The organism is Pseudomonas sp. Irchel s3b2, from assembly GCF_900187445.1.
Taxonomy (GTDB): domain Bacteria; phylum Pseudomonadota; class Gammaproteobacteria; order Pseudomonadales; family Pseudomonadaceae; genus Aquipseudomonas.
The window spans coordinates 86,169-101,372 of record NZ_FYEB01000018.1 but is presented as its reverse complement, the minus strand read 5'-3'; the positions used below and the strand labels follow the sequence as shown (position 1 = coordinate 101,372).

General features: G+C 59.2%; 13 protein-coding genes and 1 rRNA gene. 5 read left to right on the top strand and 9 right to left on the bottom strand.

The features are described from left to right. Positions 1-100: ribosomal RNA gene (gene rrf, locus CKW20_RS26125) — 5S ribosomal RNA — on the top strand; the annotation flags it as partial. Between the two features lie 221 nt (positions 101-321). Here rrf and CKW20_RS26120 read toward each other — a convergent pair. After that, positions 322-1,041, bottom strand: a complete 720-nt coding sequence (locus CKW20_RS26120) for a response regulator transcription factor (RefSeq protein ID WP_095055459.1) — start codon at positions 1,039-1,041, stop codon at positions 322-324. Positions 1,042-1,546: 505 nt separating this feature from the next. Between CKW20_RS26120 and CKW20_RS26110 the strand changes: the two genes are divergently transcribed. Together CKW20_RS26110 and CKW20_RS26105 are read left to right on the top strand one after the other, a co-directional pair. Then, positions 1,547-2,476, top strand: a complete 930-nt coding sequence (locus CKW20_RS26110) for a FecR domain-containing protein (RefSeq protein ID WP_371857454.1) — start codon at positions 1,547-1,549, stop codon at positions 2,474-2,476. An 18-nt stretch (positions 2,477-2,494) separates the two neighbouring features. Continuing rightward, positions 2,495-4,807, top strand: a complete 2,313-nt coding sequence (locus CKW20_RS26105; protein ID WP_095055456.1) for a CHASE2 domain-containing protein — start codon at positions 2,495-2,497, stop codon at positions 4,805-4,807. Between the two features lie 181 nt (positions 4,808-4,988). Here the strand turns inward: CKW20_RS26105 and CKW20_RS26100 are convergent, their stop codons facing one another. The 4 genes from CKW20_RS26100 to glyQ form a co-directional block, all read right to left on the bottom strand. Further along, complete coding sequence (locus tag CKW20_RS26100) at positions 4,989-5,768, bottom strand: 1-acyl-sn-glycerol-3-phosphate acyltransferase (protein ID WP_095055455.1); 780 nt, start codon at positions 5,766-5,768, stop codon at positions 4,989-4,991. An 82-nt stretch (positions 5,769-5,850) separates the two neighbouring features. Then, a complete protein-coding gene (gmhB, locus tag CKW20_RS26095) occupies positions 5,851-6,390 on the bottom strand; it encodes a D-glycero-beta-D-manno-heptose 1,7-bisphosphate 7-phosphatase (RefSeq protein WP_176466962.1) in 540 nt (179 codons plus the stop codon). Positions 6,391-6,394: 4 nt separating this feature from the next. After that, positions 6,395-8,449, bottom strand: coding sequence for a glycine--tRNA ligase subunit beta (gene glyS, locus CKW20_RS26090; protein ID WP_095055453.1), 2,055 nt, complete (start codon positions 8,447-8,449; stop codon positions 6,395-6,397). Further along, positions 8,446-9,399: a glycine--tRNA ligase subunit alpha gene (gene glyQ, locus CKW20_RS26085; protein WP_003213601.1), complete on the bottom strand. Its 954-nt coding sequence runs from the start codon at positions 9,397-9,399 to the stop codon at positions 8,446-8,448. The genes glyS and glyQ overlap by 4 nt, the downstream gene beginning before the upstream one ends. Positions 9,400-9,480: 81 nt before the next feature. Here glyQ and tag point away from each other — a divergent pair, with 81 nt between their 5' ends. Together tag and CKW20_RS26075 are read left to right on the top strand one after the other, a co-directional pair. Next, complete coding sequence (gene tag / locus CKW20_RS26080; protein WP_095055452.1) at positions 9,481-10,038, top strand: DNA-3-methyladenine glycosylase I; 558 nt, start codon at positions 9,481-9,483, stop codon at positions 10,036-10,038. A 40-nt stretch (positions 10,039-10,078) separates the two neighbouring features. Then, positions 10,079-10,966 (top strand): lysophospholipid acyltransferase, encoded by an 888-nt coding sequence (locus CKW20_RS26075; RefSeq protein ID WP_095055451.1) that lies wholly within the window; start codon positions 10,079-10,081, stop codon positions 10,964-10,966. 126 nt (positions 10,967-11,092) lie between these two features. On the opposite strand, the gene CKW20_RS26070 is transcribed toward CKW20_RS26075, so the two are convergent. The 4 genes from CKW20_RS26070 to fmt form a co-directional block, all read right to left on the bottom strand. Further along, positions 11,093-11,404 (bottom strand): tetratricopeptide repeat protein, encoded by a 312-nt coding sequence (locus CKW20_RS26070; RefSeq protein WP_030129933.1) that lies wholly within the window; start codon positions 11,402-11,404, stop codon positions 11,093-11,095. Positions 11,405-11,537: 133 nt separating this feature from the next. After that, a complete protein-coding gene (gene trkA / locus CKW20_RS26065; protein ID WP_095055450.1) occupies positions 11,538-12,911 on the bottom strand; it encodes a Trk system potassium transporter TrkA in 1,374 nt (457 codons plus the stop codon). A gap of 22 nt (positions 12,912-12,933) precedes the next feature. Beyond that, complete coding sequence (gene rsmB, locus CKW20_RS26060; RefSeq protein ID WP_095055449.1) at positions 12,934-14,244, bottom strand: 16S rRNA (cytosine(967)-C(5))-methyltransferase RsmB; 1,311 nt, start codon at positions 14,242-14,244, stop codon at positions 12,934-12,936. Then, a complete protein-coding gene (gene fmt, locus CKW20_RS26055; protein ID WP_095055448.1) occupies positions 14,241-15,200 on the bottom strand; it encodes a methionyl-tRNA formyltransferase in 960 nt (319 codons plus the stop codon). Before fmt ends, rsmB begins: the two co-directional genes overlap by 4 nt. Positions 15,201-15,204: the final 4 nt, after the last annotated feature.

The following is a 15,204-nucleotide window of genomic DNA, read 5'->3' as shown; positions in this document are numbered from 1 at the left end:
CATTGGAACCACCTGATCCCATCCCGAACTCAGCAGTGAAACGATGCATCGCCGATGGTAGTGTGGGGTTTCCCCATGTGAGAGTAGGTCATCGTCAAGATTAAATTCCGAAACCCCTATCTGCGTATGCAGGTAGGGGTTTTGTTTGTCCTCCCTCGAAAAAAGTATCCTAAGACTGGTTCAGATGTAATGGTCTGATGAATGCTCGCCAATGGTTAAGCCATTGCAGGGTGTAGATTGAAGTGAACGCGTTTCCGGCAGAACCGCTAAAACAAAAAAGGCCACGCTTGGCGTTGGCCTTTTTTATCGATCGAAACATCGTCATTCAGTAGCAGCCGCTACGCTCTCAAGCCGATACCCATATCCGTAAATCGTCAGCAGTTGCCAACCTCGATCAGCCGTCAGGCCCAGCTTGTTACGCAGGCGATAAATATGGGTGTCCAGCGGGCGGGAGGACACCACTTCTTCATGGGTCCAAAAGCGTTCATACAAGTATTCACGGGACAAAGGTCGGCCCAGATTGGCGAACAGGCAACGGGCGAGACGGTATTCCCGTTCGGTCAGGCTGATGGGGGTGGAGGCGCGGGTGACGGTGAGTTCGGCGTCGTCGAATTCAAGGTCATTAAAAGTCAGTATTTCGGTGGCTGCCGCCCGTTGCAGTCCATGCCGGCGAAGCACCGCGTTGACCCGAGCCATCAGCTCGTTGGGACGAAACGGTTTGCTCACGTAATCATCGGCCCCGGCGTTCAATGCCTGGACGATATCGCTTTCGGTATCCCGACTGGTGAGCATGATCGCGGCGGGTGGTGCGTCCATGTGTTCACGGGTCCAGCGCAACAATGACAGGCCGCTGATATCGGGCAGTTGCCAATCGAGGATCAGTAGGTCGAAGGTCTCCCGTCGAAGTTGCCGAAGCAAATCCTCTCCCCGCTCGAAACTGTGCAACGTCCACGCCCGCTCTCCCGTTGCGGGCATCTGTCGCAGTGTCTGTTCTACCCGGCGGAGTTCGGCGGGTTCGTCATCCAGTATTGCGACACGCATGCCGAGTGTTTCCTTCATCTCGTAAATGCAAAGGTTTAAGAAAATTCCTACGGTAGTTCAGGCTGATTGATTGAATCTGAACTGGGAAGTTCCCAAGTCTCGCGAACGTTGATTGTTTTAGTGTTTGCCAATTCTGAACAAATATTGAGAATGAACTCGCAAGATGCCTTTTGCCGGTAAATTCTTTGCCACTGAGCGGCACAGGAGCATTGGGATATGCTCCGACGCAGGAAGCGTCAAGGCCAACCTGGCGGACCGTCGATTACCGGTTTTCGGCTGTCTGCTGTTCTGGGGAAATACACGGAGTGCCTGCTCGGTTCTCGACACAGGGGTGTCATCTTTTTTCCTTTGCTCCCCATGGCTATCTGCCAGAGCGTCTGGTCAGGTATCGTGCGTCATTCTTCCGGCATGATTTTTATCAGAGCATCAAAAGCAATCCATGAACCCCATGACCTTATTGCTTCCACGCCATTCTGGTGTCTGTTTTTTACTGATTGCCGGCCTGATGGGATTGCTCACCCAAAGTGCATCAGCGGCTATCGCCTCGGCAAAACGTCTGCCCTATATCGATGAAAACCAACAATGCCGTGGTCGACCGCTGCCGGCGACTGTCGAGCATTTGACTGGCGAAGCCTGGAAGCTGGACGCCAAAGGCAAGCAGACGCCCCTGCAGGAAGGTATGTCGATCGACGAGCTGGAAGGCGTCATGACCTCACCCTCGGCGTTTGTCAGCCTGTCCCTGGGTGATGGCTCACGGGTAGTGTTGCCCTCCAGTTCCCATATCACCCTGCACCTCAATGAAGAACATTCGATCCCGCAGGTCATCCTTGAGCAGGGGCAGGTCGAGTCGTATGTGATCAAACGTGCCAGCGACCATGATCGCTTTCAGATCGTCACGCCGGTCGGTGTACTGGGCGTACGGGGCACGCACTTTCGGGTGCGCAACGATGACCGTGGCGAGGCGCTGCTGGAGGTTCTGAACGGATACGTGGCGGTCAATCGTGATGAGGAAACGTCGGGCTCCCGCCCTGCCCGGTCGGCTGCCAAACGGACTCAGCGCTCTGAAGCTGACGAGGTGCAGGTCATGGCCCGTCAAGGTTTGCGTATTCAGAAGCAAGGCACGTTGACACCCATCGACTTGTTGCCTGCCCCACGTTTGTTGGGGCAGGCCGGTCAGACGGGTAATGTGCCTGTCTGGCAATTGAACATGAAACCCATCGAAGGGGCCACGCGTTATCGGGCGCAAGTGGCCACTGACGCAGCCTTTCTGGACATCAAGCAAGAGCAGTTTTCCAGCACGCCAGAGGTCAAATTCAGCGGTCTGAAAGCGTTTTTCTACCATGTTCGCCTGTCGGCCTATGACGCTCAGGGGTTAGAGGGAGAGACCGGGGTGTATGACATTTTCTATTACCCCAGGACCACCCGTGTCCAATAGCGCCCTGGCCGACGACCGATGAAGAGACGGCCAAGGAAGGATGACCGCGAGCCGACCCAGGCCCAGCGGTTGTTTCAGCGGATGGTCCGCGAGTGGCTATGGGTCTGTCTGATCCTGTTGCCGCTGACGGCGTTGCTGTCCATGAATCAGGGGCTGGCCCTGAGCAATCTGCTGTATGACAACCTGCGCCGGCTGAACCCTCTGCCGGTGGACCCGCGAATACTCATTGTCACGATCGATGACTACAGCTTGCAGCAGCTTGGCCAATGGCCGTGGTCGCGGGCCATGCACGCGCAACTGCTGGATCGGCTCAGCGCCGCGAACGTTAAAGGCGTTCTTTTCGACGTAATCTTCAGCGAGCCCGATAGCCATCCCGACAACGATCAGCTTTTGGCCCAGGCGGTCTGTCGGGCCGGGAATGTTTTCGTGCCGCTGCTGCGCGAAGGTGTCGCGCGATATGGGCAGCCCTTGGGGGAAATTGAACCGGTGGCCGCGTTGAGCCATTGCGCCAAAGGCGTCGGGCATATCAATGCCGAAGCGGATGCCGATGGAATTGTGCGCAGCGTGTATTTAAGCGAAGGGCCGGCGCAAAAAACACGCCCGCAACTGGCTTGGCTGCTGTACGAAGAAACCCTTGCTGACAAGGGAAATGCACCGATGCCCGGTACCCCGGCCCTGCCATCGATGCAAGGCTGGCAGCGAGCCCACGAAATACGGATTCCTTTCATCCATTCCGACGCGGGCTTTCCCAGCGTGCCCTACGTCAGCGTCTTGCGCGGTGAAGTCCCGCCCGAGTTGTTGCGCGATCGCTTGATCCTGATCGGCTCAACCGCTCCAGGCCTGGGTGACCGCTACGTGACACCACAATCGGCCAGCATTGGCACCACGCCGGGCATCGAGATTCAGGCGAATATCCTCAACGGGCTGCTGCAACAGCGCAACATCGTGGTACTCGATCAGCGCTTGGCGGCGTTGCTATCGATGATGATTGTCGGTGAGTTGCTGGGCTTGCTGTTGGTACGTCCGCGTCGCGCCCTATGGCTGACTCTGGGTGCAATGACGGCCGCTCTACTGGGTTCGGGTGTACTGTTGCGGCTTGGCTGGTGGTGGTCACCGGCCGCGAGCCTGCTAGGGATGATGCTGGGCTATCTGATCTGGAATTGGCGAAGGCTGAACGCGGTGCTCGCCTATTTCGGCTGGGAACTGGCGCGCCTGGACAGCGAGCCAAAAGTCTTTCCCGAACGTCGTCGCACCCTGGCCCCGGCCGGTGATGTGCTGCAAGGGCAAATCGTCGCGCTGGAGCAGGCCATGAGCCGGACCCGCGACACCCGACGTTTCATTGCCGATGGACTTGAATACCTGCCGGTGGCGACGCTGATCAGCGATCCGCAAGGGCGCATTTTGCTGGCCAACCGCAAGGCTCGAGAAGTCTTTTGTCATGGCCTGGTAGGTGAGGACATGCTCGAGCAACTGAGCGACCTGGGTTACCCGGTGCCGTCCAATGGAATGCCGTCTGCGTTGTCGACCCTGGAGCCGTTGGAGTTTCGTGACACTCAGGCACGCAGCCTGCGTCTGGACCTGGAGCCGCTATTGCCAGCCGAAGGAGACTCCGTGATTGGCTGGCTACTGAGCCTCACTGACTTGAGCGTCGAGCGGGATGCCGAAGAACAGCGAGCCGTACTGCTGCGCTTTTTGTCTCATGACCTCAGAGCTCCCCATTCGGCGATACTCGCCTTGCTCGACGTTCAGCGGCATCAGGTATCCGTCGACACTCAAGTGTTCAGTCAGATCGAGTTACAAGTGCGCAAGGCGCTGAACCTGACCGAAGCTTTTGTGCAGCTGGCAAAGGCCGAGTCCGAGGCTTACCAGTTTCAACCGAGCATGTTCGCGATGTTGTTGCTCGATACCTTCGATCAGGCCTCGAGCATCGCTCATCTGAAGAACATTCAGTTGGTGCATGACCTCGACGAAGACGCTGAAGCCCTGATCCTGGCCGACCAGTCGCTACTGACACGGGCACTGTTCAACCTGCTGGAAAACGCCATTAAATACAGTCCGGCGGATTCGCGGATCTCGGTACGGGTGAGTTGTGCCGAGGGATGGTTGATGTGCGAGATCGCCGATAAGGGCCGAGGGATCGCCGTCGAAGAGCTTCCCGAGTTGTTCAGTCAGTATCGGCGTTTTACTTCGGCGCATGGCAGCGACGGCCTGGGGTTGGGTTTGTCCATGGTCAAGGCGGTGGTGGATCGTCATGGCGGGAGGATTTCCTGTCATAGCGTGGTGGGGCAAGGCACGACGTTCAGTGTCCAGTTACCGCTATTGAGTGAGTGAGCCAGATGCTTTCAACGAGCATAAAAAAACCGGCTATATCAGCCGGTTTTTTATGTCCGAAATAAACTTATGCACCTTTTTCGACGTTTTATTTGCTTAAGAAATATGTATGTAAATCATAAGCTTAAAAACTAAAAACGACGGTTTTCAACAAAACGGTACACAGGTTATCCACAGAATCTCAGACAGTCACTTGATCGGTAGCGCTGGGTGCCGCCGGGGCTGCTGGCAGCGAACCCATCTCGCGCTGCATCTGTTCGTTCCAGGCCTGCACCCGATCATTCAGGTCGGCAATGGCTCGCGGCCCGCTGCCCTCGGCATACATTGGCGCACCGATGATCACCGTGATTACGCCCTGCCGCTTGGCCCAACCGGTTTTTGGCCAGAACTTGCCGGCATTGTGCGCAATCGGCAGCACTGGTAATGACGCATTGACGGCCAACGCGGTGCCACCACGGGAGAACTTGCCGATGGTGCCGTAGGGAACGCGAGTCCCTTCAGGGAAGATCAGCACCCAGACATTGTCCTTGAGCAGCTCATCGCCCTTCTTCGCCACATGCTTGAGCGCAGCTTTAGGATTACCACGGTCGATAGCGATCGGTCGCAGCATGGCCATGGCCCAGCCGAAGAACGGAACGTAGAGAAGTTCGCGCTTGAGCACCTGGCTTAGAGGCTCGAAGTACGCCGAGAGAAAGAATGTCTCCCAAGTGCTCTGGTGGTTCGACTGAATTACGCAGGGCTGGTCAGGCACATTCTCGGCACCCTTCACTTCGTAACGGATACCCAGAAAGACTTTGCTCAGCCATAAGGCGCAGCGGCACCAGTACACGTTGATAAAGCGATAGCGCGCCTTGAATGGCAGAAACGGCGCGATAAAAAAGCTCAGGGTGCACCAGAGCAAAGAGCTGGTGCCCAGCAGCAGGTAAAAGAGGGAAGTTCTGATGGCCTGCAGTATCGACATGGCGACATTTACCGTTGCGGGCATTGCCCGCCTATTCAAGCGCACTCCCGATCAGTCCTTGGCCAGGATGGTCAGAAGAGTCTTAGTTGTGGATAAGTTCCGCGGCAATCGCCGCCAGATTGTCAAAAATCAAGGTGCCCGCCGGTAGGGTTTTGCCCTGAGTCTTTTCGCCTTTCCCGGTCTTTACCAAAACTGGCTGAGAGTCGACGGCTTTGGCGGCTTCCAGGTCACCGAGAGTATCGCCGACGAACCATAGATTCGTCAGCGAAACGTTGTAATGCGCGGCGATGGTTTTCAACATCCCGGGTTTTGGCTTGCGGCAATCGCAGCCATCGTCTGGCCCGTGTGGGCAATAGACGATCAGCCCGACTTCGCCGCCCTGCTCCGCCACCAGCTCGCGCAAACGAGCGTGCATGGCCTCCAGAGTGGCGATGTCGTAATAACCGCGAGCGATCCCTGACTGGTTGGTAGCGACCGCTACCGTCCAGCCAGCCTTGCTCAACTGCGCGATCGCTTCGATCGAACCGGGGAGTGGAATCCACTCCTCCACCGACTTGATGTACGCATCGGAGTCGTAATTGATCACTCCGTCCCGATCGAGAATCAGCAGTTTCAACAGCAGCCCCTTAGCCCAGCAGCGAAATGTCAGCGACGCCGAGGAACAAACCACGCAGACGCGCCAGCAGCGCATAGCGGTTGGCTCGCACCTTGGCATCTTCGGCGTTGACCATCACCGCTTCGAAGAACGCATCCACCGGCTCGCGCAATGCCGCCAGACGCGCCAACGATTCGCTGTACTGACGAGCAGCGGCCATTGGCTGAACAGCCTGGTCAGCCTGCTGGATCGCCGAATACAGGGAGAACTCGTTGGCGTTGTCGAAGTACTTGGCTTCAACGACCGTCGGCACGGAACCTTCGACCTTGCTCAGCAAGTTCGAAACGCGCTTGTTCACGGCGGCCAGGGCAGCGGCTTCCGGCAATTTGCGGAACGCTTCTACCGCTTGTACGCGCTGGTCGAAGTCCAGGGCCGAACCCGGCTTCAAGGCGCGAACCGACAGATAGGTCGCGACGTCCACGCCTTCGTCTTCATAACGGGCACGCAGGCGGTCGAAGATGAACTCCAGCACGGCGTCGTTGAGGCCGGCAGCCTTGACCTTGGTACCGAACGCATTTACGGCAAACGCCACGGCGTCGTTGAGGTCGAGGTCGAGCTTTTTGTCGATCAGGATCCGCAGCACACCCAGCGCAGCACGGCGCAGGGCATACGGGTCTTTACTGCCGGTAGGCAGCATGCCGATGCCGAAGATCCCGACTAGGGTGTCGAGTTTGTCAGCGATAGCAACTGCCGCACCGGTCAGGGTGGTCGGCAGTTCAGCGCCAGCGCCACGCGGCATGTACTGCTCGTTCAGCGCCAGGGCGACGTCTTGCGGCTCGCCGTCGTTGAGGGCGTAGTAGTAACCGGCGACACCTTGCATCTCCGGGAACTCACCGACCATTTCGGTCGCCAGGTCGCATTTGGACAGCAGGCCGGCACGTGCCGCCCAGGAAGCGTTGCCGCCGATGCGAGCGGCAATGTACGCCGCCAGTTTCGACACGCGTTCGGCCTTGTCGTAGACGCTGCCGAGTTTTTCCTGGAACACCACGTTCTGCAGACGCAGATTGAAATCTTGGAGTTTTTGCTTCTTGTCTTGCTTGAAGAAGAACTCGGCGTCGGTCAGGCGTGGGCGAACCACTTTCTCGTTACCGGCGATGATCTGCTGCGGGTCTTTGCTTTCGATATTGGCCACGGTAATGAAACGTGGCAGCAACTTGCCGTCGGCATCCAGCAGGCAGAAATACTTCTGGTTGTCCTGCATGGTGGTGATCAGCGCTTCTTGCGGCACGTCGAGGAAACGTTCTTCGAACGAGCACACCAGCGGCACCGGCCATTCAACCAGTGCAGTCACTTCGTCGAGCAGGCTTGGCGGCACAATGGCCGTACCTTCCTGCAATGTGGCCAATTCTTCGGTGCGCTTGCTGATCAGCTCGCGACGCTCGTTGGCATCGGCCAGTACATAGGCAGCACGCAGATCGCTCAGGTAGTTGGCCGGCGAGGTGATGCGCACGCTTTCAGGATGGTGGAAGCGGTGACCACGGGAATCGCGGCCGGACTTTTGCGCAAGGATGGTGCAGTCGATGACGTGATCACCGAGCAGCATCACCAGCCATTGAGTCGGGCGAACGAATTCTTCCTTGCGCGCACCCCAGCGCATGCGCTTGGGGATAGGCAGGTCGTTCAGGGAATCTTCGACGATGGTTGGCATCAGGCTCGCGGTTGGCTTGCCGGCGATGCTTTGGCTGTAGCGCAGTTTCGGACCGCTCTGATCGATTTCGCTCAGGTCGACGCCGCACTTCTTGGCGAAGCCCAGGGCTGCTTGAGTCGGGTTGCCTTCGGCATCGAACGCGGCCTGACGCGGCGGGCCGTCGAGGTTGATGCTGCGATCCGGCTGCTGGGTCGCCAGCGCGGTGATCAGTACAGCCAGACGACGTGGCGCGGCGTAGACGGTTTTGGTTTCGTAGTTCAGGCCGGCAGCTTGCAGGCCTTTGTCGATACCGGCCATAAACGCTTCGGCCAGGGTGTTCAGGGCTTTGGGTGGCAGTTCTTCGGTGCCCAATTCAACCAGGAAATCTTGAGCACTCATTGTGCAGCCTCCAGCTTGGCCAGTACTTCATCACGCAGGTCCGGGGTCGCCATCGGGAAGCCCAGCTTGGCGCGAGCCAGCAGGTAGGCTTGCGCAACGGAACGCGCCAGGGTGCGTACACGCAGAATGTATTGCTGACGCGCGGTCACCGAGATCGCCCGGCGCGCATCCAGCAGGTTGAAGGTGTGGGAGGCCTTCAACACCATTTCGTAGCTCGGCAACGGCAACGGCTGATCCAGTTCGATCAGGCGCTTGGCTTCGCTTTCATAGAAGTCGAACAGCTCGAAGAGCTTCTCGACATTGGCGTGTTCGAAGTTGTAGGTCGACTGCTCCACTTCGTTCTGGTGGAACACGTCGCCGTAGGTCACCTTGCCGAACGGACCATCAGCCCAGACCAGGTCGTAGACCGAGTCGACGCCTTGCAGGTACATGGCCAGACGCTCCAGACCGTAAGTGATCTCGCCGGTCACCGGGTAGCACTCGATGCCGCCCGCTTGCTGGAAGTAAGTGAACTGCGTCACTTCCATGCCGTTGAGCCAGACTTCCCAGCCCAGACCCCAGGCGCCCAGCGTTGGCGACTCCCAGTTGTCTTCGACGAAGCGGATGTCGTGCACCAGCGGGTCGAGGCCCACGTGCTTGAGGGAGCCCAGGTACAGTTCCTGGAAGTTGTCCGGGTTCGGCTTCAGGACTACCTGGAACTGGTAGTAGTGCTGCAGACGGTTCGGGTTTTCGCCGTAGCGGCCGTCAGTCGGGCGACGACTGGGCTGCACATAAGCGGCGTTCCAGGTTTCCGGGCCAATGGCGCGCAGGAACGTGGCAGTGTGGAAAGTGCCGGCGCCTACTTCCATATCGTAGGGCTGAAGTACCACACAACCTTGCTCGGCCCAGTATTGCTGGAGGGCGAGGATCAAGTCTTGGAAGGTACGCACGGCTGGCGTAGGCTGGCTCACGAAATTCACCTGTTTCTTGGGCTGCGATTTAAAGAGCGGGAGTATACCCGATTCGGTCCTGCGCACGCCCCCTGGAGCCTTATGCCACGCTGCTTTTGGTGTACCGAAGATCCGTTGTACATGGCTTATCACGATCAGGAGTGGGGCACGCCGCTACGCGATGCGCAGGGTTTGTTCGAGTTGCTTTTGCTCGAAGGGTTCCAGGCTGGGCTTTCCTGGATCACCGTGTTGCGCAAACGAGAGCGTTATCGCGAGGTGCTGTTTGGCTTCGACGTGCAGCGCGTGGCACAGATGAGCGACGCGGAAATCGATGAATTGATGCTCGATCCGGGGATCATCCGCAATCGTCTCAAACTCAATGCGGCCCGGCGCAATGCCCAGGCCTGGCTGGCGCTGGAGGATCCGGTGGCGTTTCTCTGGTCGTTCGTCGGTGGAATGCCTGTGATCAATCATTTCAAGGATCGCAGTGAAGTGCCGGCCGTGACACCGAGTGCCGTGGAGATGAGCAAAGGCCTGAAAAAAGCCGGCTTCACGTTCGTCGGCCCGACCATTTGTTACGCGTTGATGCAGGCCTCGGGCATGGTCATGGACCACACTCGGGATTGCGATCGCTACGCCACCTTGGCGAACGGCGGTTAGAATAGCCGCCTCGCGCACAGCACAAGATCAGGAGTGACCTGTGGATAAGTTGAAAGGCGCCTTGCTGGTAGGCGCTCTGCGGTTGTTTGCCCTGCTGCCGTGGCGGGCAGTACAGGCGGTGGGTTCGGCGATTGGCTGGGTGATGTGGAAAACCCCCAACCGTTCTCGCGACGTGGTGCGGATCAATCTCGCCAAGTGCTTTCCGGAGATGGACCCTGCCGAGCGCGAGCGTCTGGTGGGCCAGAGCCTGAAAGACATTGGCAAATCCCTGACCGAGAGCGCTTGCGCGTGGATCTGGCCGGCCCAGCGTTCCATTGATCTGGTGCGCGAAGTCGAAGGTCTCGACGTTTTGAAAGAGGCTTTGGCGTCCGGCAAAGGCGTGGTCGGCATCACCAGCCACCTGGGCAACTGGGAAGTGTTGAACCACTTCTATTGCAGCCAGTGCAAACCGATCATTTTCTACCGGCCGCCAAAATTGAAGGCGGTAGATGAACTGCTGCAAAAGCAAAGGGTGCAACTGGGCAACAAGGTTGCCGCTTCCACCAAAGAAGGCATTCTCAGCGTGATCAAGGAAGTGCGCAAAGGTGGTGCAGTGGGCATTCCCGCTGACCCGGAACCGGCCGAATCCGCCGGGATCTTCGTGCCGTTCTTCGCCACCCAGGCACTCACCAGCAAGTTCGTGCCGAACATGCTCGCCGGTGGAAAAGCCGTTGGCGTGTTCCTGCATGCCCTGCGGTTGCCGGATGGTTCGGGCTACAAGGTGATCCTGGAAGCTGCGCCCGAGGCCATGTACAGCACCGATACTGCAACGTCCTGCGCGGCCATGAGCCAGGTGGTCGAGCGCTACGTGCGGGCTTATCCGAGCCAGTACATGTGGAGCATGAAGCGCTTCAAGAAGCGTCCGCCGGGTGAGGCACGGTGGTATTGAGACACTGGATGATCTAACGCGGTGGTCCCTTGTAGGAGCGAGCTCGCGAAGACGGCGGCACAGTCAACATTGATGTCGCCTGACACTCCGCTTTCGCGAGCAGGCCCGCTCCCACGGGGTCTTGTGTCAAATCTGACGCTCGAGCTTTTTCAGAAACACCGTCATCTCCTTCTCGGCCTGCTTGTCGCCATGGTTGCGGGCGGCTTCCAGACCCTGTTCCCAGGCTTGACGCGCCGCTGCGTAATCCGCCAGCGCCAGATGGGCCTTGCCCAATAGCTTCCAAGCCGCCGAATACTTCGGATCGAACTCGACGCAACGCTGGAAATGTTCTGCGGCTTTGGCATTTTCCCCAAGATCCAGATAACCCTTGCCCAGGCCGAAGCGCAGCAGCGAGTTATCCACACCCTTGGCGAGCATTTTTTCCAGGGATTCGATCATCGGTGCTTCCTCAGTCAGTGATCGTCCCCCACGCTTCGCGTGGGGATGCAGCCCGGGACGCTCTGCGTCCCATTCAAAGCCGAACGCGGAGCGTCCGTTGAGGCATTCCCACGCAGAGCGTGGGAACGATCAGTTAGAAGAAGCTCAACCCCACATGGAACAGCTTTTCCACATCCCGAATATGCTTCTTATCCACAAGGAACAGAATTACATGGTCGCCAGCTTCGATCACTGTTTTGTCGTGGGCGATGATCACTTCTTCGTCGCGGATGATCGCGCCGATGGTGGTCCCCGGCGGCAGGCCAATGTTTTCGATGGCCTTGCCGATCACCTTGCTCGACTTCTCATCACCGTGGGCGATGGCCTCGATGGCTTCCGCCGCCCCTCGACGCAATGAGTGCACGCTGACGATATCGCCGCGTCGCACGTGGGCGAGCAAGGTGCCGATGGTCGCCAGTTGCGGGCTGATGGCGATGTCGATGTCGCCGCCCTGGATCAGGTCGACGTAGGCCGGGTTGTTGATGATCGTCATCACCTTCTTCGCGCCCAGACGCTTGGCGAGCAGCGACGACATGATGTTGGCTTCGTCGTCGTTGGTCAGCGCCAGGAAGATGTCGGCGTCGGCGATGTTCTCTTCCATCAGCAAGTCGCGGTCGGAGGCACTGCCTTGCAACACCACGGTGCTGTCGAGGGTGTCCGAGAGATGGCGGCAGCGGGCCGGGTTCATCTCGATGATCTTCACCTGATAGCGGCTTTCGATGGCCTCGGCCAAACGCTCGCCAATCTGCCCGCCACCGGCGATGACGATGCGTTTGTAGCTCTCGTCGAGGCGGCGCATTTCGCTCATCACCGCGCGAATATTCGCTTTGGCGGCGATGAAAAATACTTCGTCGTCGGCCTCAATCACCGTATCGCCCTGGGGCAGGATCGGCCGGTCACGACGGAAAATCGCCGCCACGCGGGTTTCGACGTTCGGCATGTGTTCGCGCAGCTGCCGCAGTTGCTGACCCACCAGCGGACCGCCGTAATAGGCTTTCACTGCCACCAGTTGCGCCTTGCCTTCGGCGAAGTCGATGACCTGCAACGCACCCGGATGCTGGATCAGGCGCTTGATGTAGTTGGTAACGACTTGCTCCGGACTGATCAGCACGTCGACTGGAATCGCTTCGTTGTCGAACAATTCTGCGCGGGTCAGGTACGCGGCTTCGCGGACCCGGGCGATTTTGGTCGGGGTGTGGAACAAGGTGTGAGCGACCTGACAGGCCACCATGTTGGTTTCGTCACTGTTGGTTACTGCAACCAACATGTCGGCGTCGTCGGCACCGGCCTGACGCAGTACGGTCGGCAGCGAACCGCGACCCTGCACGGTGCGGATGTCCAGCCGATCGCCGAGGTCGCGCAGGCGTTCGCCATCGGTGTCGACCACGGTGATGTCGTTGGCTTCGCTGGCCAGGTGTTCTGCCAGCGAACCGCCGACCTGTCCTGCGCCGAGGATGATGATTTTCATCCAGTCACTCCCTTAAAACCGGTTAACCGCGCGCGGCGGCAATCTTGATCAGCTTGGCGTAATAAAACCCGTCGTGGCCGCCTTCCTGGGCCAGCAATTGGCGACCGTGGGGCTGCTTGATGCCAGCCTGACTGGCGATGTCGAGTTCACGGGCGCCCGGTGTGCGAGCGAGGAACGCTTCGATGACTTCGGTGTTCTCGGTCGGCAGCGTGGAGCAGGTGGCGTAAAGCAGAATGCCGCCCACTTCCAATGTGATCCACATGGCATCGAGCAGCTCACCCTGAAGCACCGCCAGCGCGGCGATGTCATCAGGTTGGCGGGTCAGTTTGATGTCCGGGTGACGACGGATCACACCGGTAGCAGAGCATGGCGCATCCAGCAGGATGCGCTGGAACGGTTTGCCATCCCACCAAGTCGCGGTGTCACGGCCGTCGGCGGCGATCAGTTCGGCGCTCAGGCCCAGGCGTTCGAGGTTTTCCCGCACTCGTACCAGACGCTTGGCTTCCAGATCCACCGCCACCACGCCGGCCAGTTTTGGCTCGGCTTCCAGGATGTGGCAGGTCTTGCCGCCCGGTGCGCAGCAGGCGTCCAGCACCCGTTGGCCCGGCGCCAGGTCCAGCAGATCGGCGGCCAGTTGCGCGGCTTCGTCCTGCACGCTGATCCAGCCTTCGGCGAAACCCGGGAGGCTGCGCACGTCGGCGGCTGCGTCGAGGATGATGCCGTCCCGACTGTAAATGCACGGCGTGGCAGCGATGCCCGCTTCAGTCAGCAAGCCGAGGTAGGCATCGCGGGTGTGATGGCGACGGTTGACCCGCAGAATCATCGGCGGGTGAGCGTTGTTCGCCGCGCAAATGGCTTCCCACTGCTCAGGCCAGAAGGCTTTGAGGGATTTTTGCAGCCAGCGCGGGTGAGCGGTGCGCACCACCGGGTCGCGTTCCAGCTCGGCCAGCAGCGCTTCGCTTTCCCGTTGGGCGCGGCGCAGCACGGCATTGAGCAGGGCTTTGGCCCACGGCTTTTTCAGCTTGTCGGCGCAACCGACGGTTTCGCCGATGGCCGCGTGGGCCGGAACCCGGGTGTAGAGCAGTTGGTAGAGGCCGACCAGCAACAGCGCCTCGACATCGGCATCAGCTGCTTTGAACGGCTTTTGCAGCAACTTGGCCGCCAGCGCCGACAAACGTGGCTGCCAACGAGCCGTGCCAAACGCCAGGTCCTGGGTGAAGCCGCGATCACGGTCTTCGACCTTGTCCATTTGCGTAGGCAGAGAACTGTTGAGTGAGGCTTTTCCGTTAAGAACAGCAGCAAGTGCCTTGGCGGCAGCCAGACGTGGATTCATTGAGAGTCCGCCGTTTGACCAAGGACGGTGCCGAGGGCGAATTTCTCACGACGGCTGTTGAATAAGTCGCTGAAGTTCAGCGCCTTGCCGCCGGGCAATTGCAGACGGGTCAGACACAGCGCCTGTTCACCGCAGGCGACGATCAAACCGTCCTTGCTGGCACTGAGGATTTCACCCGGTGCGCCCTGCCCTTCGGCCAGGCTTGCGGCCAGCACTTTCAGCGCTTCGCCGTTCAGCGTGCTGTGGGTGATCGGCCATGGGTTGAAGGCACGAACCAGCCGCTCCAGCTCAATTGCCGGGCGACTCCAGTCGATGCGCGCTTCGTCCTTGTTCAATTTGTGTGCATAGGTGGCGAGGCTGTCGTCCTGCACTTCGCCTTCCAGAGTGCCTGCAGCCAGGCCGGCAATCGCCTGAACCACGGCCGGTGGGCCCATTTCTGCGAGGCGATCATGGAGGCTGCCGCCGGTGTCTTCACCGGTGATCGGCGTGGTGACTTTGAGCAGCATCGGCCCGGTATCCAGACCCAGTTCCATGCGCATGACGGTCACGCCACTTTCGCTGTCACCGGCCTCAACGGCGCGCTGGATCGGTGCCGCACCGCGCCAGCGTGGCAGCAATGAAGCGTGGCTGTTGATGCAGCCCAGACGCGGAATATCCAGCACCACTTGCGGCAGGATCAGCCCGTAAGCGACCACTACCAGTAAATCCGGTTTCAGTGCGGCGAGTTCAGCCTGAGCGTCTTCGTTGCGCAGGGTTGGCGGTTGCAATACCTGGATGTTGTGCTCCAGAGCCAACTGCTTGACCGGGCTCGGCATCAGCTTCTGTCCACGGCCCGCCGGACGGTCCGGTTGGGTGTAGACCGCAACGATCTCGTAAGGACTGTCGAGCAGGGCCTTGAGGTGTTCGGCGGCGAATTCCGGGGTACCGGCAAAGACAATGCGCAGTGGCTCAGTCATGAAA